An 18,972-nucleotide genomic window follows, 5' to 3' on the forward strand; every position below is an offset into this window, starting at 1 on the left:
AAATGCTTATGCGTTCACGCCGGATTGTCACGGCGGCCATTGCCGCGGCCTTCGTCATGCTCCCGGCCGGCACCGCTCTGGCCGGCAGCGGACCCGCACCCGCACCTTCCGACCGTGCCGCGTCGAAGTCCACCGCAGCCGCCCCCGCAGGCAATCCCCTGAGCGTGAGGGCGCAGGCCTCCGGCGTCTGCGACGACGCCCACCAGATCGGGGAGACCGCCTACATCAGGTACAACGCCGAGCCCATCGCCTCGGTGAAGCAGTTCTACTCGCCCAAGTGCAAGGAGAACTACAGCTACATCTGGCTCTGGCAGTCCTTCATCGACGAGGAGGACGACTACCTGGTCGCCGCCAAGATCTGGAGCTATGACCAGAAGGAGGAGTTCGGCAGGAAGGTCTGGCTCGAGGACAACGGCCAGGAGTACTGGTCCGAAGGTACCGACACCGTGCAGGAGTGCACCTCCGCCATGGGCACCGTGGAGCCCAAGGACTCCCACCTGACGCTCACGGTGACCTCCGAAATGCGCTGCTGAGGCCCGGACTCCGAAGGGCCTGTCACGCAACCCGCGGAAAGCGGGCCTGCAAGGTCCAGATCGCCGGGTTGTGGGACAGGCCCTCGTGGAGATCCGTGAGGTCGGCGAGCAGGTCCTGGAGGAAGTCGCGGGCCTCCCGGCGCAGTTCGGTGTGGGAGAAGGACAGCGGGGGCTCGGAGGCCGGCAGCCACTCCGCCTCGATGTCGACCCAGCCGAAGCGCCGCTCGAAGAGCAGGCGGTCGGTGGACTCGGTGAAGTCCAGCTCCGCCCGCTGCGGCCGGGCGGCCCGGGACCCCGCCGGGTCCCGGTCGACCTGCTCCACGATGTCGCACAGCGCCCACGCGAAGTCGAGCACCGGCACCCATCCCCAGGCTGTGGACAGCTCCCGGTCCGCCCTGGCGTCGGCGAGGTACACGTCCCCGCAGAACAGGTCGTGCCGCAGGGCACGGACGTCCGCGCGGCGGTAGTCCGTCTGGGGAGGGTCCGGGAAACGGGTGGAGAGGGCGTAGCCGATGTCGAGCACGCGGTGATGGTGTCACGGACGCCGGGCCGGACGCCGACGCGGAGGGCGGGGGCCGTTCGCGGCGCGGCTGGCCGGGAGTGCGGTGGCCGTTCACGGCCCGGGTGGCCGGGAGCGCGGGGGCCGTTCACGGCGCCGGTGGCCGGGAGTGGACGAGCGGCTCAACCGTCCCGGGCGTACCGGGTTTTCCACAGTTAACTCCTGTCCCTATCCTCGTGCGTAATCCTGGTGCGCACGGTGTCGCCGGGGGAGAGGGAGCAAGCATGGACGGGTTGATACCGGGCGATCCCGAACGGATCGGCAGGTACCGGCTGCTCGGCAGACTCGGCGAGGGCGGGATGGGCCGGGTGTACCTGGCGCGCTCCGACCGGGGCCGGACGGTGGCTGTCAAGACCGTCCGGGAGGAGCTGGCCCGCATGCCGGACTTCCGGCGGCGCTTCGCCCAGGAGGTGAAGGCGGCGCAGCGCGTCGGCGGCGAGTGGACCGCGCCCGTGCTGGACGCCGACACCGAGGCGTCGACCCCGTGGGTCGCCACCGGATACGTCGCCGGGCCCTCGCTCGCCGAGGTCGTCGACCGGCAGTACGGGCCGCTGCCCGCCGCCACCCTGCGGGTGCTTGCCGCGGGGCTGGTGCGGGCGCTGCAGGCCATCCACGCCGCCGGCCTCGTGCACCGCGACCTCAAGCCCTCCAACGTCCTGGTGACCATCGACGGCCCCCGCGTCATCGACTTCGGCATCGCCCGCGCGCTGGACGTGTCCACGCAGTCCGCGGAGGGACTCACCGCGGCCGGTGCCGTCGTGGGCTCTCCCGGCTTCATGTCGCCCGAGCAGGTGCGCGGGGAGAAGGTGTCCTACGCGAGTGACGTCTTCTGCCTCGGCGCGGTGCTGGCCTACGCCGCCACCGGCCGGATGCCCTTCGGCACCGACGAGAGCGGGATGCACGCGCTGCTCTTCCGCATCGCGACCGAAGAGGCGAACCTGACCGGGATCTCCGAGCCCTGGCAGGGACTGATCGCGGGCTGCCTGGCCAAGGACCCCGAGAAGCGCACCACGCTGGACGACTTGCTGACGGCGATCGAGGACATGGAGGGCGCGGAGGCCGCACAGGGGCGTGCCTGGCTGCCCGGCGAGGTGCTGGCCGAGCTGGGCCGGCACGCCGTCCAGCTCCTGGACAGCGAGGACCCGGAGGACCGGGTCCCGGTCGGGGCGCCCGCCGGGGGCTTCGGCCCACCGCCCTCGCCCTACAGCCCGTCGACGCCGCCGCCGTGGCAGGGGCCCTCGCCGTACGCCGCCGGCCCCGCGGCCGCCCAGCCGTCGCCGTACTCCACCCCGCCCCCCGGGCCCGGCCGGGCCGCCACTCCCTCGCCGTACGCCTCGCCGGCGGCCGTGCGCTCGGCGAAGCCGCTCGCCACGGCGCTGCAGGTGCTGCTCATCCTGTACACCGGGCTGGCCCTGGCCCGGTTCAACCTCCTCACCGAGACCTACAGCCGGCTCAACGGGCTGCCCGGCGGGTCCCGCACCAACGCCGTCGGCAACTTCACGTCGCTGCGGGCCCTGAGCTACTCGGCCGACATCCTGATCGGGATACTGCTCTTCGCGGTGGTGGTCGTGTGGGTGCTGTGGTTCCGCCGCGTGCGGCGGAACGCCGAGACCTTCGCGCCGGGCCGCATCCGCTACCGGCCCGGTCTGGCGGTGGGCTCCTGGTTCATCCCCTTCGCCAACCTGTTCATGCCCAAGCAGATCGCCAACGACATCTGGACGGCGACGACGGGCAGTCCGACGGGCGCCGGGCGGTGGCTGGTCCACGCCTGGTGGTGGCTGTGGCTCGTCGAGTTCCTGACGGAGCTGAACGACTACCGCAGCTGGGACGAGGCGCAGTACGCCCGGGACGCCATGTCGAGTGCCCTCAGCGGTCAGGTCAACAGCGCCGTCGGCGTCGCGAGCGCCGTCTTCGCCGTGCTCTTCGTCACCCGGCTCACCGCGCTCCAGCGCAAGCGCGCCGCCGGGACTGCCGGGACCGGCTGAGCGCCCCACGCGCGCCCCCGGGCCATGCGTGCCGCGCCGCCCGTCATGTGCCGGTGCGTCACGCGGCGTGCGGCGCGCGGGACGCGGAGGGTTTCAGTCCGGCGCCGTGGCGCGCCGGACCGCGTCGCGGAGCAGGGCGCGGCGGCGTTCGTGCACTTCGGCGGGTTCACCGGCGGTCGCCGTGTAGACGTTGCTGACCGGTGACCAGGCCATGGACATGGCGATGACGACCGCCATCACGTCGAACGGGTCCCCCGGGCGCACCCGCCCCGCCGCCTGGGCCTCGGCGATGGCGCGCAGCTTGGCGTCGTCACGGCGGTCGGCGTCGTCGACCAGATGCCCGGCCGGACGCCGCTCCAGCCGCGCCCAGGTGGCCAGCCGGATGAGGTCGGGGCGGCGCAGGTACTCGTCGTAGAGGCGTACGGCCCAGTCCGCCAGGTCGTCGGCGTCGATCGGGACGACGTTCACGATCCGGTCCAGCGAGGCGAAGAAGATCGCGTCGAAGAGCCCGTCCTTGCTGCCGAAGTAGGCGTAGAGCTGCGCCTTGTTGGTGCGCGCGGCGGCCACGATCCGCTCGATCCGCGCCCCCGCGATCCCGTGCTCGGCGAACTCCCGCGTCGCGACGTCGAGGATGCGCCGGTGGGTGGCGGCTCCGCGTGAGGTCAGGGGCTGGTCAGGCAGGTCAGGCATGCCCGCAGGCTACCGCACGGTCAAACAGAACAGTTGGTTTGCTTTCCCCGGTGAGCGCGCTACTCTCGAATAGACCGACTGGTCTGTCTGGAGAGCGGGAGAGACGTCATGAGGACCACTGCGGGCTGGCAGGCGAAGAGGACGGACGGTGCGGCGACGACCTTGCGGCGGACGTCGCTGGAGCGGCGCGACCTGCGCCCCGACGACATCGCCGTACGGGTGGACCACTGCGGTGTCTGCCACACGGACCTGCACGCCGTCCGGAGCCGCGACGCCGACGGCGGCCAGGACGGCCCGCTCGTCCCCGGCCACGAGTTCACCGGTGTGGTGACCGCCACGGGACCCGAGGTCACCGGCTTCCGCCCGGGTGACCCGGTCGCGGTCGGCAACATCGTCGACTCCTGCGGCACCTGCGCGATGTGCCGGGTCGGTCAGGAGAACTTCTGCCACGCCTTCCCGACCCTGACCTACGGCGGGACCGACCGCGTCGACGGCTCCACCACCCTCGGCGGCTACTCCCGCGAGTACGTCGTCCGCGAGCGGTTCGCGTACGCCCTCCCCGCCGGCCTCGACCCGGCCGGCGCCGCGCCCCTGCTGTGTGCCGGCGTCACCGTCTGGGAGCCCCTGCGGGCCCTCGGCGCCGGACCCGGCACCCGGGTCGCCGTGGCGGGGCTCGGCGGACTGGGCCACCTCGCGGTGAAGCTCGCCGTCGCCCTCGGCGCCGACACCACCGTGATCACCCGCTCACCGGACAAGGCGGAGGACGCGCGCCAACTCGGCGCCCACTCGGTCGTCGTCTCCACCGACCCGGAGCAGATGGCCGCCGCCCGCGACCGGTTCGACATCCTCGTCGACACCGTCCCCGCCGCGCACGACCTCGGCCCCTACCTCCGCCTGGTGGCCCTGGACGGCACCCTCAGCAGCGTCGGACACCTCGGGCCGGTCACCGTCGAGACCTTCGACCTGCTGGCGGGCCGCAAGAAGCTCAGCTCCGCGGGCAGCGGCGGCACCGGCTCCACCGCGGCCATGCTGGCCTTCTGCGCGGCACACGGCATCACGGCCGACATCGAACTCCTCCCCTCCGCCCGCGTGAACGAGGCCCTCGACCGCCTGAGCCGCGGCGACGTACGCCACCGCTTCGTGCTCGATCTGTCCGACCTGGACGACCTGTCCGACCTGGACGATCTGTCCGACCTGGACTGACCGTGCGAGGCCGCCGTGCTCACGGCCGCCGGGGGCGGCCCTCGCCCCGCAGCCAGGTCCGCCAGATCTCCGTGAAGTCCTCGTCCGGCGCCGACTTCTCCACGTACGCCGTGAAGTCGGCGGTGTCCGCGTTGCCGTGCCGGTGGGCGTCGGCCCAGCCCCGCAGGAGCGAGCGGAAGGCGTCGTCGCCGACGGCCTGGCGGATCTTGTGGAGGACCATCGCGCCGCGCTGGTAGACCGGGCTCGCGGAGATGTGCGCGGCGTCCGGCGGGTCGGCGGGCGGGAAGGACCAGACAGCGTCGTTCGCGGCCTCGTCCGGGTAGTACGTCCCGTCGTGGAGCGCGTCGAACGTCTTCTGGGCGCTGTCGCCGCCGTGGTCCTCCTGCCACAGCCACTCCGCGTAGGTGGCGAAGCCCTCGTTCAGCCACATGTCCCGCCAGGTCTTCGGGCTGACGGAGTTCCCGTACCACTCGTGGGTGAGCTCGTGGACGAGCAGCACCGTGTCGGGGGCACCGGGGAAGTAGGGGCGGTTCTGGGTCTCCAGGGCGTACCCGGCGTCCTCGGGGCGGTCGACGATCGCGCCGGTGGAGGAGAAGGGGTACGGGCCGAAGTACTCCTGCGCCCAGTCGATGATCTCGGGGATCCGCGCCAGGGCCGCCCGGCCCGCGTCGGCCTGCTGCGGGTCGACGGCCGTGTGGACCGGCAGACCGTCGGCGGTGCGGGAGCGGTCGGTCTCCCACTCGCCGACCGCGACCGTGACCACGTGGCTCGACATCGGCTCGGCGGTGTGCCAGGTGAACGTCGTACGGCCGTCGCGGGTCCGTTCGCCCCGCAACTCGCCGTTGGAGACCGCGCCGAGCCCCTCCGGCACGGTCACCGCGAGGTCGTACGTCGCCTTGTCGGAAGGGTGGTGACTGCCCGGGAACCAGGCCATCGAGCCCGTCGGCTGCCCCAGCCCGACCGCGCCGTCGGCGGTGTGCAGCCAGCCCTCTTCGGAGCTGTCGGGGTCGGTGATCGTCACCGGTTCGCCCGAGTAGCGGACGGTCACCCGGAACGTCTCGCCGGCGTCCAGTTCGCCGGCCGGGCGGACCGTCAGTTCCTGCCCCGCGCGGTGGGAGCGGGCGCCCCGGCCGCCGACCGTGACCTCCTCGACGTCCAGGCCCTTGAGGTCCAGGTTGAAGGCCGACAGGTCACGGGTGGCGCGCGCCGTGATCGTCGCCGTGCCGGTGAGGTGGCCCGTGCCCGGGTCGTAGTCCAGCTTCAGGTCGTAGTGGCCGACGTCGTAACCGCCGTTGCCCGCCTTGGGGAAGTACGGGTCGCGCGCACCCGGGCCGCCGGGGCCGCCCTCGACCGCGCCCCCGCCACTGCACGCCGCGAGGGTGGCGAGGGCGGTGAGGGCGGCGGCCGATGCGAACGGGCGGGAGGTGCGCACATCGTGATCCTATGGGGGGTTTCACGTGAAACGCCCGTTGGGGCGAGGCGGGGAGGGGTGAGGGCCGGGCGTTGTCCTCCGGGCGGCGGTCGAGCATGCCGAAGGCCCCCCGGCCGGACATCCGGGAGGCCTTCGAACGGAGTGGAACTGCCGGGCGAACGTCAGACGTTCACGCCGAAGTCCTGGGCGATGCCGACCAGGCCCGAGGCGTAGCCCTGGCCGACGGCGCGGAACTTCCACTCGGCGCCGTTGCGGTACAGCTCGCCGAAGACCATGGCGGTCTCGGTGGCGGCGTCCTCCGACAGGTCGTAGCGCGCGATCTCGGCGCCGCCGGCCTGGTTGACGATGCGGATGTAGGCGTTGCGCACCTGGCCGAAGTTCTGCGAGCGGTTCTCGGCGTCGTAGATCGAGACCGGGAAGACGATCTTGTCGATGTCGGCGGGCAGGCCGGCCAGGTTGACGTTGATCGCCTCGTCGTCGCCGTCGCCCTCGCCGGTGCGGTTGTCACCGGTGTGGACGATGGTGTTGTCGGGCGTCTGCTTGTTGTTGAAGAAGATGAAGTGGGCGTCGGAGTAGACCTTGCCCTCGGGGTTGACCGCGATCGCCGAGGCGTCGAGGTCGAAGTCGGTGCCGGTGGTGGTGCGGACGTCCCAGCCGAGCCCCACGGTGACTTCGGTCAGGCCCGGAGCCTCCTTGGTGAGCGAGACGTTGCCACCCTTGGACAGGCTTACAGCCATTGTTGGGAGTCCCTTCCCTCGTTTACGTACGGCAAGAAAGCTACAGCTACCTCCATGAACGCGAGAGGGGTCCGCAAGGTTCCACCTCTCTTTACTTTCTTTACCGAAGACCGGAGGGCGGTGTACAGAGGGCCGGCGGGCGGCGGAGCGGGCGGGGGAGCGGCCGGCGGGCGGGGATATTCGGGTGACGTGGGACGCCCGGGAACGGGAACATGGACGGCATGTCCGGTCCCCATGTCATCCGCGGCTCCGTCCTCCTGCCGGAGGCCGAGCTGGTCTGGCGTTTCTCCCGCTCCTCGGGGCCCGGCGGCCAGCACGTCAACACCACCGACACCGCGGTGGAGCTGCGCTTCGACCTGGCGCGCACCGCGGCCCTGCCCGAGGTGTGGAAGCGGCGGGCGCTGGAGCGGCTGGCCGGCCGGCTGACCGACGGCGTCGTCACCGTCCGCGCCTCCGAGCACCGCTCCCAGTGGCGCAACCGCGAGGCCGCCGCCGTACGCCTCGCCGCCCTCCTGGCTGAGGCCACCGCTCCGCCGCCTAGGCCGCGCAGGCCGACCCGCATACCGCGCGGCATCAACGAGCGCCGCCTCAGGGAGAAGAAGCAGCGCTCGCAGACCAAGCGGGGGCGCTCCGCGCGGGACTGGGACTGACCGGACGGGGACTGTTCGGACGGGGACTGGCTGGACGGGATTGACCGGACGGGACCGGCTGGACGGGATTGACCGGACGGGGACTGGCAGGACGGGGACTGATCGGACTGGCGCCGACCCGGGAGGGGGTGCCGGCGGTGAGGTTCGCGGAAGTGATCGTCTTCGGGGCGGCCGCGCGGGGAGGTGTGGGGCCCTGGGCCCGGCCGGCCGACCTGGGTGCGGCGCGGGCGGACGGGCGGACGGTGCCCGCGTCGGCCCCGGTGCTCAGCCCAACTGCCGGTAGCGGCCGCGGAAGTACGCCAGCGGCCCCCCGTCCGCGCTCGGCAGCGCGGCGGTCAGGACGCGGCCCACGACGAGGGTGTGGTCCCCGGCGGGCACCCGCTGTTCCGTGCGGCACTCCAGGGTCGCGAGGGCACCGCCCGCCAGGGGCGCGCCGGTCGCCCCGCCGCGCACGTACGGGATGTCCGCGAACAGGAGGCGGTCGCTGACCCTGCCCTTCATCGCGAAGCGGCCCGCGATGTGCCGCTGGCTCTCGGAGAGCACGGAGACCGCCCACAGGGGCTGCTCGTCCAGCAGGTCGTCCATCCGGGACCCCTCGCGCAGGCTCACCAGGACCAGCGGCGGGTCCAGGGAGACCGACATGAAGGCGGTGGCCGTCATCCCGACGTCCTCGCCGCCCGGCGCCAGCGGGTCGTCGGGGTCCAGCGGCGGCTCCTGCGCGGTCACCAGGACCACGCCGGAGGCCAGCCGGGACATGGCCGCGCGGAATTCCTCGTTGCTCACCCCCTCAGCATGCCCGGAGACGGGCGAGGGCAAGGGGGGAGTATGGGACCCGGGTGACGTGAGAGGGGGAGTGTTCGGCACGCCGCCACGCTAATCTCCGTGGCACCGGCCCGGCATCGGCCCCCGGTCCCAACCGGGACCTAGGACCATGGAACGAGGGGGGCGGCGAGGGGCAGTAAGGGAGGGGAACGAGGGGTGTGCACAGGTACAAAATTTGCGTTCAGGAAACGCACAGGGAAAGCGCGGAAACAGCGCTCAATTGTTCATCTTTCGCTGTGACTTGAGTCACAAGAAGCGGTAATTGTTGACCCTGTGTACCGAGTGGGCAGCGCGCTGTGATTCAGTGGCGGAGAACCTGAAAGGCACCATCAGTACGGCAAGGGCACCATCAGTAAAGGCGCCGAAGAGAACCCTTGATTCGCTGCGAGGTCTCGGGGGGAGGGCGAGCATGGAGACCGAGTCGGAGCCCTATGTCCGCCTTGCGTCCCTGCGGCAACTGCACCAGGCCATGGCCGACATGAACAAGGCCCGCAGCCTGGCCGACACCCTGCAGGCCGTCGCCGACGGCGTCGTCCAGGCCCTGGGGTACGAGCTGGCCTGCATCAACCTGGTCCGCCCCGACGGCGACCTCGTCGTCGCCGCGTTCGCCGGGAACCAGGCCGCCGAGGCCCTGATCACCGGCCGGGCGGGCTCCCGCGAGTCCTGGGACCGGCGCCTGGCCATGGGCGAGCAGTGGGGCGACCTGATCTTCATACCCCACACCGAGGGCTGGGTCCTCGACGACGACGACGTCCCGCAGTGGTACACCGACGGGCCCGCGCCCCGCTTCGAGGACGAGTGGCACCCCTCGGACCGCCTCTTCGCCCCGATGTACGCGCCCGGACCGCAGGGCGGCGGCAACAGCGGCGAACTGATCGGCGTCCTGTCCGTGGACCGGCCGCGCAACGGCCGCCGCCCCGGCGCCTGGGGCCGCGAGGCGCTCCAGATGTACGCCTTCCAGGCCGCCATCGCGGTCAGCAACGCCCGGCTCCGCTCCAACATGCAGCGCGCCCTGGTCCGCCTGGAGCGCGACCAGCAGGCCCTCAGGGCGAGCGAGGAGAGCTTCCGGCAGGCCTTCGAGTACGCGCCCTCCGGCATGGCCATCGCCGAGATGGGCGGCGACCAGCACGGCCGCATCCTGCGCACCAACGACGCCCTGTGCCGCCTCCTGGGCCGCCAGGCCTCCACGATGCGCCGCTACGCCTTCTCCGACCTCGTCCACCCCGAGGACATCGGCACCCTGCTGCGCACCTCCGCCGAGGGCGGCCGGGCCGAGCTGCGCCTGTGCCGCCGCGACGGCACCTACGTCTGGGTCTCGCTGCGCAACAGCGTCGTCGCCGACGCCGCCGACGGGCCCCGCTTCCTGCTCACCCACGTCGAGGACATCGAGGAACGCAAGCGCCGTGAGCTCCATCTCGCCCACCGCGCCTCCCACGACTCCCTCACCGGCCTGCCCAACAGCGCCGAGCTGCGCTCCCGCCTCGCCGCCAAGCTGTGCCAGCGGCCCCAGTCCCCGCACGCGGCCGTGGCCGACGCCATGGACGCCGCCTACGGGAACTCCGCCGTGTTCGACTCCGGCGGCCACACCTTCGACTTCGGCGCCGCCGCCGAGCCGTACGGCGGCTTCGACCACCACGTGCACGCGGTCGCCCCCGAGGACGGCCGCGACGACGGCACCAAGGGGCTCGCGGTCCTCTTCTGCGACCTGGACGGATTCAAGTCGATCAACGACCGGTTCGGGCACAACGCCGGCGACGCCGTGCTCATCGAGGTCGCGCGGCGGCTCAGCGGCGGTGTCCGCGACGGCGACACCGTGGCCCGGCTCGGCGGCGACGAGTTCGTGATCCTCGCCAACGGGCTCGGACTGGCCGACGCCCAGGACCTCGCCGTACGGCTGCGGGGCGAGATCATCCAGCCGATCCGGGCCGAGGGCCGGGCCGTGCGCGTGGGCGCCAGTTTCGGCATCGGCTGGGCCCACTGCGGCATGACGGCGGACGAAGTCCTGAAGTCGGCCGACGAACGGATGTACGTCGAGAAACGATCTCGTCCCAAACAGCACCGCCGAGCCGGATGACCGCCAGGTCAGCGCGCTGATGCGGCCTGAGTCACCCGTTTGGGTCAGGGGAACCGGGTAGGCTCGCTCTCTCATACACCCGTATCGCACCACGCACCGCATCTGGTTAGGAGACCTAGGGATGACGCCCGGCAACAACGGCGCGAGCACGCCCGAGGACGACGACCCCTTCGGCTACCTCTACGCCGACGGGCAGGCCAACGGGGCCCAGCCGCCGTCCGGTGGCTACGGCTACCCGAACTCCGTCAACCGGGTGCGTCCCGTCGGCACACGGCAGTACGGGGCGACGCAGGGCCAGGGCGCGCAGACCGCCGCCCACGGCCAGGCCGCCCCGCCCCAGCAGGGCGCCTACGGCCAGCCGCAGGGGGCGTACGGGCAGCCGAACGCACACTACGCCGCGCCGGAGACCTTCCCCGGTGGCGGCGGTCCCGGAGCCCCGCAGCAGCCGACCGGGCACGGTGGGGGCGGCGGGCGCCGCGGCCCCAATACCAAGGGCCTGCTGATCGGCGCGGTGGCGGTCGTCGCCGCGGTGGTCATCGGCATCGCCGTGGCCATGACGAGCAGCGGTTCCGAGGACGACGGCGGCGGCGACGAAGCGGGCGGCGGCACCGCCCCCACCCAGTCCCAGAGCACCGGCCCGAGCCCGTCTGCGAGCGACGGCGGCGAGGAGGAGAGCGCCGAGCTGCCCGCCGTCGACGCCAAGGCGCTGCGGCTGGGCGGCTCGGCCTCCCTCGCCTCCGACATCGACGGCGCCGAGTCGGAGGGCGGCGTCTACGTCACCGGCTTCAACCAGGTCGGAGCGAAGGTCACCTGGACCGTCAACGGCGTCGAGAAGGCCGGAAGCTACCGGCTGAACGTGCGCTACGGCACCCCGGGCACCGACGCCGACGCGACCCTGGTGGTCAACGGCGAGGCGTCGTCGCGCCCGCTGAACATGAAGAACTTCGGCGGCACGCCCGAGGGCGACTGGGAGAAGGGCTGGAAGACCACCTGGTCGAACGTGAACCTCACCGAGGGCACCAACACGATCGAGCTGGCGTGCAACGAGGGCAACAAGTGCGACCTGATCCTCGACCACCTCTCCCTGTCCACCGAGTAGCCGGTCTCGTCGCCGGGTGACCGGGCGTGGCGGCGGGTGGCCGCCGGGCTTGTCGCCGGGTGACCGGGCGGCGGGGCATCGGGTGGCGGCCGGGCTCGTCGCAGGGTGACCGGATCCGCCGTCGGGCAGCCGGACCCGCCGTCGAGTGACCGGGCTCGCCGCCGAGTAGCCGGGCCTCGCCGCCGGACAGCCGGGCCCCACCGCCGAACAGCTGCGCCCCGCCACTGAACAGCAGGCCCGGGCGGCGGGCCCGGGCCTCCGCCGTACCGGCCTCCGCCGTACCGGCTTACGCCGCGCCGGCCTCCGCCGTCACCTCGACGCCGCGGTCGAGCAGTTCCTCGTACGCCGCCCGGTCGAACTCGCCCGCCACCGGCGCCAGCACCGTCGCCGCCGACAGGGCCACCGCGCGGGCCAGCCGCTGCGGCCACGGCAGGTGCTCGACCAGGCCGGAGAGCAGGCCCGCGACCGCCGAGTCGCCCGCGCCGGTCGGGTTGCCGCGCACCTGGGCCGGCGGTGCCGCGCGCCAGCGGCCCTCGGGCGTCACCGCGAGCAGACCCTCGGGGCCCAGCGAGGCGACCACGGAACGGGCGCCACGCCGCCGGGCGGCCTGCGTGGCCCGCAGCGGCTCGTGGGAGCCGGTCAGCTCGGCCAGTTCGTCGGCGTTCGGCTTGATCAGGTCCGGGCGGGCCGCGAGCCCCCGCCGCAGCGGCTCCCCGCTCGTGTCGAGCAGTACCGGCACACCCGCGGTCCGCGCGGCACGCACCAGCCCGGCGTACGCGCCGACGGGCACGCCCGGCGGCAGGCTGCCGCACAGGGCCACGGCGTCGGCGCGGGTCAGCAGGTCCTCGTACGCCTCCTGGAAGGCGTCCCACTCGGTGGGGGAGACGGCCGGTCCCGGTTCGTTGAGCTGGGTGGTGTCGCCGGTGCGCTCGTCGACGACGGCGATCGTGCGCCGGGTCGACCCGGCCACCGGCACCAGTGCGTCGCTCACCCGGTGGACGCCGGTCAGCCCCGCGCGCACCACGTCACCGGTGGTGCCGCCCGCGAAGCCGGTGACGGCCACCTCGTGGCCGAGGGCGGCCAGTACGCGGGCCACGTTCAGGCCCTTGCCGCCGGGCCGCTCGGTCACCTCGGTGATCCGGTGCGAGGCGTGAGGTCTGAGGCCCTGGACGCGATAGGTGATGTCGAGCGCGGTGTTCAGTGTGACGGTGACGATCACCTGGGCCGACCTCCCCCGCTCGCCCGCGGCTGTGGTGTGTGCGTGTGCGTGTCCGTGTTCATGTGCGGAAAGGCGTGTTCCGCGGACACGATCATGCCAAATGGACGGCGGCGGGCCCAGTCCCCGGTCGGCCAGTGTGGGCCGGGCGGGGTGAAAACGGGGGACGGATCAGGGCAGTTGGGGATCGACCACCCAGGTGCCCCGGCGCATCACGCCCACCAGGTCGAAGGCGTCGTCGAGGACGACGAGGTCGGCGTCCTTGCCCGCTTCCAGCGAGCCGACCCGGTCGGACAGGCCGAGCAGCCGGGCCGGGTTGGCGGAGATCGCCGCGACGACGTCCTCGACGGGCAGCCGGTCCACCGTCACCGCCCGCTTGAAGGCGCGGTCCAGGGTGAGCGTGGAGCCCGCGATCGAGTTGCCCTCCACCAGGCGGGCGACGCCGTCCGCGACCTCGACCTCGAGCGGGCCGAGCCGGTAGCGGCCGTCGCCGAAGCCGGCCGCGTCCATCGCGTCGGTGATGAAGGCGACCCGGGCGGCGCCCGCGTGGTGGAAGGCCAGTTGCAGCGCGGCCGGGTGCAGGTGGGTGCCGTCGTTGATCAGCTCGACGGTGATCCGCTCGTCCTCCAGCAGCGCCGTGATCGGGCCGGGGGAGCGGTGGCCGAGCGGCGGCATCGCGTTGAACAGGTGCGTCGCGACGGTGGCGCCCGCGTCGACGGCCTGCAGCGTCTGCTCGTACGTCGCGTCGGTGTGCCCGACGGCCGCGATCACGCCGTGCTCGACGAGCAGCCGTACGGAGTCCAGGCCGCCCGGCAGCTCGGTCGCCAGCGTCATCATCTTCGCGTGGCCGTGCGCGGCGTCGATGAGCTTGCGGACCTCGGCCGGGTCGGGGTCGCGCAGCAGCTGCTCGTCGTGTGCGCCCTTGCGGCACGGGGAGATGAACGGCCCCTCGAAGTGGATGCCGGCGACGTCGCCCTGCTGGGCCAGCTCGGCGAGCACCCCGGCGTGCCGGGCGAGGAAGTCCAGGTCGCCGGTGACGGCGGAGGCGACCGTCGTGGTGGTGCCGTGCCGGCGGTGGGTCTCGACGCCCTTCAGGATCTCCTCGGCGGTGCCGCCGGCGAAGGACGCGCCGCCGCCGCCGTGGTTGTGGATGTCGACGAAGCCGGGGACCACCCAGTGGCCCGACACGTCGACGACCTCGGCCTGCGGGGGCGCCGTCTGTGCGATCCGCGTGCCGTCGACGATGACACGGCCGTCGTCGACGGTCCCGGTGGGCAGCACCACCCGGGCACCGGCCAGAACCTTGCTTGGGGCCATGGGGGCCATCAGGTGGTTACCTCCGGGGGAGTCACGGTCGTGGGAGTGGTGCTGCGGTGCGGGCCGGTGCCGTGCGAACCGGTGCCGTGCGAGCCGGTGCCCTCCGGCCCGGACCCGCGCGGCCCGGACCCGTGCGGTTCGCCGCCGTCCGGCCCGTTGCCGTGCGGCCCGCCGCCGTCCGGACCGGTCCGCTGTGGTCCCGGCCGCTGCGGCCCGGGGCCCCGCGTACCGGTGCCGAGGAGGTCCCAGGCCATCAGCCCGGCACCCAGGCAGCCGGCGGTGTCCCCCAGCGCCGCGGGGACGATGTCCGGCAGCTCCTGGAAGGTGACGCGGCGCCGGACGGCTTCCCGCAGCGGTGTGAACAAGGTTTCCCCCGCCTCGGCGAGGCCGCCACCGATGATCAGGACGCGCGGGTCCAGCAGAGTGAGCGCGGTGACCAGCCCGTCGGCGAGCGCGTCCACCGCGTCCTGCCAGACGGCGAGCGCGCGGGCGTCGCCCGACGCGACGGCCTTGGCGCAGTCGGCGGCGTCCGCGGCCGGGTCCCCGCACGCCTCGGCCCACGCCTGGCCGACCGCCGACGCGGACGCGTACCGCTCCAGGCAGCCGCGCTGCCCGCACGGACACGCGGTGCCGCCGGGGCGTACGACGACGTGGCCGATCTCGCCCGCGAATCCGTGGGCGCCCGACTCCACCCGCCCGTTCATGCCGATGGCGCCCGCGATGCCCGTGCCGAGCGGCACGAACAGGAACCGGTCGGCGCCCTCGCCGGCCCCGATCCGCCCCTCGGCGAGCCCGCCGGTGCGCACGTCGTGGCCGAGGGCGACCGGCACGGAGCCGAGCCGGTCGCCGAGCAGCGCCCGCAGCGGCACGTCGCGCCAGCCGAGGTTGGCCGCGTACACGGCGACGCCGCGCTCGTCGTCGACGATGCCGGGGACGGCCACGCCCGCGGCGACGGCGGGTTCGCCGAACCGGTCGGCGCCGTAGGCGCGCAGCTCGGCGGCGAAGTCCAGGATGCCCGCGACCACCGCATCGGGCCCGCGCTCACGGCCCGTGGCCCGGCGTGCCTGGTGCAGCAGTTCGCCGCCCGGTCCTGCCAGGGCGGCCTTCATCCCGGTGCCGCCCACGTCGAGGGCGATGACATGTCTCACGGGGACAGTGTGGCCCGTTGACCCACGAGAGGTCTAGTCCACTTCCGTGGTGTAGACCTTAATCCGTTAAACGGACAAGTGCATGAGCAAATGCAGGGTTGGGGATCAAGGGTGCAGCGGCGTAGGACAGGAACGATCGCGGTGGTGTCCGCACTGGGCATGACGGTGGTCCTCGGCGGCTGCGGCCTGACCGGCGGCTCGGACGAGGTGACGCTGAAGCTCGTCGCCGCCGACTACGGGGACAGCAAGGGGAACAGCTCCCAGGAGTACTGGGACGAGCTGGCCGAATCCTACGAGGCCAACCACCCCGACGTGCACGTGGACGTCACCGTGTACTCCTGGAACGACGTCGACCGCAAGGTCCGCGAGATGGTCGAGGCCGGTGAGGCGCCCGACATGGCGCAGATCGGCGCCTACTCCGACTACGCGGACAAGGACCTCCTCTACCCGGCCGACGACGTGCTGTCGATCCCGGTCCAGGCCAACTTCGTCTCGCAGCTCGCCGGGGCCGGCCAGGTCAAGGGGACCCAGTACGGGCTGCCCTTCGCCGCCTCCACCCGCGTGCTCTTCTACAACAAGGCCCTGTTCGACAAGGCGGGCGTCACGCCGCCCAAGTCGTGGGACGACCTCGCCGAGGCCGCCGAGGCGCTCAAGGACGAGGGCGTGAAGTACCCGTACGCCCTGCCGCTGGGCCCCGAGGAGGCGCAGGCCGAGACGATGCAGTGGATGCTCAGCGGCGGTGGCGGCTACACCGACGACGTCGGCACCTACTCCCTCGACTCCGCGCAGAACGTCGACACCTTCACCTGGCTGCGGGACGAACTGGTCGGCAAGGGCCTCACCGGCCCCGGCGCCCCCGGCAAGCTCAACCGCGCCGACGCCTTCGCGGCGTTCGCGAACGGCGACGTCGGCATGCTCAACGGCCACCCGTCGCTGATGAAAATGGCCTCCGACAAGGGCGTGAAGTACGGCATGGTCACGACGCCCGGCACCGACGGCGAGAGCCAGAGCACACTCGGTGTCTCCGACTGGATGACGGCCTTCAGGGCGGGCGGCCACCAGGAGGAGATCGGCGACTTCCTCGACTACGTCTACAGCGACGAGAACGTCCTCGACTTCTCCCGCAAGTACGACCTGCTGCCGGTGACCACCTCCGCCTCCCAGGCGATGAGCACCTCGGAGAAGGACAGGAACCTGAAGCCGTTCCTGGACGAGCTGCTGCTCTCCGAGCTGTACCCGGTGGGCAAGACCTCCTGGGCGGCGGTCAGCGCGGACGTCAAGAAGCAGATCGGCCAGGCGGTCGCCTCCGGCGGCAACCCCGAGGACGTGCTCGCCCGGATCCAGACCACCGCGATGCAGGCGGGCAGCGCCGAGTAGCCGAGGAGCCGAGGAGCCGAGTAGCCGAGGGGGCCGGGCAGCGGGACGGGCGCGGTGTCGGCGGCGGGCGCTACGGTGCGGTACATGGACGTGGGGCAGCTGGCCGTCAGGGAGCGGAACATCCTCGCGCTGGAACGCCGGGGGTTCTCCGGCCCCGGCGCGAAGGAGCGCGCGATCCGTGAGGAGCTGGGCCTGGCCCCCGTCCGCTACTACCAGCTCCTCAACGCCCTCCTCGACGACCCCCGCGCCCTGGCCGCCGACCCGGTGACGGTCAACCGCCTGCGCCGCATACGCGACTCCCGCCGCAGGGAACGGTGAGCGGTCGCCCGCCTCCGGCGTGCCCTGCCCGAGATGCCGCCGGGCCTGTCGGGTGGCGGTGGCCTCCCGGGTGCGGACCCGGCCGAACACGGACCGCCCGAGCCCGCTCCGGTGGTGTCCCCTACGGACTACGCCAGGCGGTGGGCCCGCCGTGACCGGGGTGGCCCGCCGCGATCCGGCCACCGCGCCCGTCGGCGGCGCGTGGGGCGGGGCGGTGCGGGATAGGTTCGCCGTATGGGCAGCCACCAGGACTCCACCCGAGACGACTCCCCACACCCCCTGCCGAACCCCCTGCCGACGCCCGCGACGGCGGCCGGACGCGAGGGGCTCGACGCCCTCCTCGCCGATCCCGGCCGCGCGGTCGTCGCGCTGGACTTCGACGGCACACTCGCCCCGATCGTGCCCGACCCCGACCGGGCCCGCGCCCACCCCGGCGCCGTACCGGCCCTCGCCGCACTCGCCCCGAAAATCGCGTCGATCGCCGTGATCACCGGCCGTCCCGCCGAGGTCGCCGTCCACCACGGAGGCTTCGCGGACATCCCCGGCCTCGACCACCTCGTCGTCCTCGGCCACTACGGCGCCGAGCGCTGGGACGCCGCCACCGGCACCCTCACCACGCCCGAACCGCACCCCGGCGTCGACGCCGTACGCGCCGAGCTGCCGGGGCTCCTGGAGCGCTCCGGGGCCGGGCAGGGCACGTGGACCGAGGACAAGGGCCACGCCGTCGCCGTGCACACCCGCCGCGCCCCCGAGCCGCAGGCCGCCCTCGACGCCCTGCGCGCCCCGCTCACCGACCTGGCCGCCCGCCACGGCCTGATCGTGGAACCGGGCCGCATGGTCCTCGAACTGCGCCCGCCCGGCATGGACAAGGGCGCCGCCCTGCGCGCGCACGTCCACTCCCTCGGCGCCGGGTCCGTCCTCTTCGCCGGCGACGACCTCGGCGACCTCCCGGCCTTCGCGGCGGTCGACACCCTCCGCGCCGAGGGCACCCCCGGCCTCCTGGTGTGCAGCGGCAGCGACGAGGTGACGGAACTGAGGAAGCGCGCGGACGTGGAGGTGGCCGGGCCGGCCGGAGTGGTGGCCCTGCTGGCCGCCCTCGCCCGCCGGCTGCCCTGAGACAACGTCACGGGCGGTTGCCCTGCCCGTCACAGGCATGTCCTGACGTGACGGGCAGGGCAACCGGGTACGCCGCCGCCACGGTCCTGGAGACCGTAAGCCTGCTCAAGGGGCCCTGAACCGTGGAGGAGTACGTCATGGCCGCTCGCAAGACTCCGGTGCTCGCCCTCGCCGCCGTGGCCCTCGGCCTGGCGCTGACCGCCTGCGGCGGCAACGACGGCGCCGGCGACGACGCCGCACCCGCCACGCCCGCCGCCACCGCGACGGGCACCGCGCAGCCCCCCGCCCCCGCGGACACCGCCGCAGACGGTACCGGCGGCGCCGCTTCGGACACGGCCGCCCCCGAGGAGGAGCCGCAGGACACGGCGGACGCGGCCAAGTGCACGGACCGGATCGACTACGCCGGTGACCCGAGGCCCAATGCCGAGATCAACTCGATCGGCGAGGAGACCGGCACCTGCCCGGAGCCGCAGTCGGACGGCACGCCGTCCGGCACCCCGAAGGAGGACGGGGTGAAGTGCACGGACCAGGTGAACTACGCCGGCGACCCGCGGCCCAACGCGGAGATCAACTCGATCGGCGAGGAGACCGGCACCTGCCCGCCGGTGCAGGGCCAGTAGGGGCCCCGTACACCCCGGCACCTCCCAGCCCGCTCCCTCCGGGCCCAGCTCCCCGGCCCTCCCCTCGCCTCCCCTC

General features: G+C 73.2%; 17 protein-coding genes and 1 pseudogene. 10 read left to right on the plus strand and 8 right to left on the minus strand.

Annotated features, from left to right (window positions below; translation table 11 throughout):
• Positions 1-8: 8 nt before the first annotated feature.
• Entirely contained in the window at positions 9-533 is a 525-nt protein-coding gene (locus HZS56_RS24010; protein WP_216722847.1) for a hypothetical protein, read from the plus strand.
• Positions 534-555: 22 nt separating this feature from the next.
• On the opposite strand, the gene HZS56_RS24015 is transcribed toward HZS56_RS24010, so the two are convergent.
• A complete protein-coding gene (locus HZS56_RS24015) occupies positions 556-1,056 on the minus strand; it encodes a hypothetical protein (RefSeq protein WP_216722848.1) in 501 nt (166 codons plus the stop codon).
• A gap of 260 nt (positions 1,057-1,316) precedes the next feature.
• Between HZS56_RS24015 and HZS56_RS24020 the strand changes: the two genes are divergently transcribed.
• Positions 1,317-3,077 carry a protein kinase domain-containing protein gene (locus tag HZS56_RS24020; RefSeq protein ID WP_216722849.1) on the plus strand — a complete coding sequence of 587 codons (1,761 nt, stop codon included), beginning with the start codon at positions 1,317-1,319 and terminating at the stop codon, positions 3,075-3,077.
• Between the two features lie 93 nt (positions 3,078-3,170).
• On the opposite strand, the gene HZS56_RS24025 is transcribed toward HZS56_RS24020, so the two are convergent.
• Positions 3,171-3,767: a TetR/AcrR family transcriptional regulator gene (locus HZS56_RS24025; RefSeq protein WP_374201199.1), complete on the minus strand. Its 597-nt coding sequence runs from the start codon at positions 3,765-3,767 to the stop codon at positions 3,171-3,173.
• Positions 3,768-3,875: 108 nt separating this feature from the next.
• On the opposite strand from HZS56_RS24025, the gene HZS56_RS24030 reads away from it, so the two are divergent.
• Positions 3,876-4,970 carry an NAD(P)-dependent alcohol dehydrogenase gene (locus HZS56_RS24030; RefSeq protein ID WP_216722850.1) on the plus strand — a complete coding sequence of 365 codons (1,095 nt, stop codon included), beginning with the start codon at positions 3,876-3,878 and terminating at the stop codon, positions 4,968-4,970.
• Between the two features lie 19 nt (positions 4,971-4,989).
• Here HZS56_RS24030 and HZS56_RS24035 read toward each other — a convergent pair whose 3' ends face one another.
• Both HZS56_RS24035 and HZS56_RS24040 read right to left on the minus strand, forming a co-directional pair.
• A complete protein-coding gene (locus tag HZS56_RS24035; protein ID WP_216722851.1) occupies positions 4,990-6,402 on the minus strand; it encodes a M1 family metallopeptidase in 1,413 nt (470 codons plus the stop codon).
• 161 nt (positions 6,403-6,563) lie between these two features.
• A complete protein-coding gene (locus HZS56_RS24040) occupies positions 6,564-7,139 on the minus strand; it encodes a TerD family protein (RefSeq protein ID WP_216722852.1) in 576 nt (191 codons plus the stop codon).
• Positions 7,140-7,351: 212 nt separating this feature from the next.
• Between HZS56_RS24040 and arfB the strand changes: the two genes are divergently transcribed.
• Complete coding sequence (gene arfB, locus HZS56_RS24045; protein ID WP_216722853.1) at positions 7,352-7,789, plus strand: alternative ribosome rescue aminoacyl-tRNA hydrolase ArfB; 438 nt, start codon at positions 7,352-7,354, stop codon at positions 7,787-7,789.
• A 264-nt stretch (positions 7,790-8,053) separates the two neighbouring features.
• Here arfB and HZS56_RS24050 read toward each other — a convergent pair whose 3' ends face one another.
• Positions 8,054-8,653 (minus strand): flavin reductase family protein, encoded by a 600-nt coding sequence (locus tag HZS56_RS24050; RefSeq protein WP_308408146.1) that lies wholly within the window; start codon positions 8,651-8,653, stop codon positions 8,054-8,056.
• A gap of 367 nt (positions 8,654-9,020) precedes the next feature.
• Between HZS56_RS24050 and cdgB the strand changes: the two genes are divergently transcribed.
• Positions 9,021-10,685: a diguanylate cyclase CdgB gene (gene cdgB, locus HZS56_RS24055; RefSeq protein WP_216722855.1), complete on the plus strand. Its 1,665-nt coding sequence runs from the start codon at positions 9,021-9,023 to the stop codon at positions 10,683-10,685.
• Positions 10,686-10,806: 121 nt separating this feature from the next.
• Positions 10,807-11,784 carry a CBM35 domain-containing protein gene (locus tag HZS56_RS24060; protein WP_216722856.1) on the plus strand — a complete coding sequence of 326 codons (978 nt, stop codon included), beginning with the start codon at positions 10,807-10,809 and terminating at the stop codon, positions 11,782-11,784.
• A 286-nt stretch (positions 11,785-12,070) separates the two neighbouring features.
• Here HZS56_RS24060 and HZS56_RS24065 read toward each other — a convergent pair whose 3' ends face one another.
• The 3 genes and pseudogenes from HZS56_RS24065 to HZS56_RS24075 all read right to left on the minus strand — a co-directional run.
• Positions 12,071-13,003, minus strand: a complete 933-nt coding sequence (locus HZS56_RS24065) for a 1-phosphofructokinase family hexose kinase (RefSeq protein WP_216722857.1) — start codon at positions 13,001-13,003, stop codon at positions 12,071-12,073.
• A 168-nt stretch (positions 13,004-13,171) separates the two neighbouring features.
• Positions 13,172-14,317 (minus strand): N-acetylglucosamine-6-phosphate deacetylase, encoded by a 1,146-nt coding sequence (nagA, locus tag HZS56_RS24070; RefSeq protein ID WP_216722858.1) that lies wholly within the window; start codon positions 14,315-14,317, stop codon positions 13,172-13,174.
• 221 nt (positions 14,318-14,538) lie between these two features.
• A pseudogene (locus HZS56_RS24075) lies at positions 14,539-15,465 on the minus strand (ROK family protein); the annotation flags it as partial.
• Positions 15,466-15,576: 111 nt separating this feature from the next.
• Here HZS56_RS24075 and HZS56_RS24080 point away from each other — a divergent pair.
• From HZS56_RS24080 to HZS56_RS24095, 4 genes are all read left to right on the plus strand, one after another.
• On the plus strand, positions 15,577-16,842 hold the full coding sequence (locus tag HZS56_RS24080) for an ABC transporter substrate-binding protein (RefSeq protein ID WP_308408147.1): 1,266 nt from the start codon (positions 15,577-15,579) through the stop codon (positions 16,840-16,842).
• An 84-nt stretch (positions 16,843-16,926) separates the two neighbouring features.
• Positions 16,927-17,160 (plus strand): DUF3263 domain-containing protein, encoded by a 234-nt coding sequence (locus HZS56_RS24085; protein WP_216722859.1) that lies wholly within the window; start codon positions 16,927-16,929, stop codon positions 17,158-17,160.
• Between the two features lie 234 nt (positions 17,161-17,394).
• Positions 17,395-18,276, plus strand: coding sequence for a trehalose-phosphatase (gene otsB / locus HZS56_RS24090; RefSeq protein ID WP_216722860.1), 882 nt, complete (start codon positions 17,395-17,397; stop codon positions 18,274-18,276).
• A 137-nt stretch (positions 18,277-18,413) separates the two neighbouring features.
• Complete coding sequence (locus HZS56_RS24095; RefSeq protein ID WP_216722861.1) at positions 18,414-18,896, plus strand: hypothetical protein; 483 nt, start codon at positions 18,414-18,416, stop codon at positions 18,894-18,896.
• Positions 18,897-18,972: the final 76 nt, after the last annotated feature.

It is taken from the genome of Streptomyces mayonensis (genome assembly GCF_018982965.1).
Classification (GTDB): domain Bacteria; phylum Actinomycetota; class Actinomycetes; order Streptomycetales; family Streptomycetaceae; genus Streptomyces; species Streptomyces mayonensis.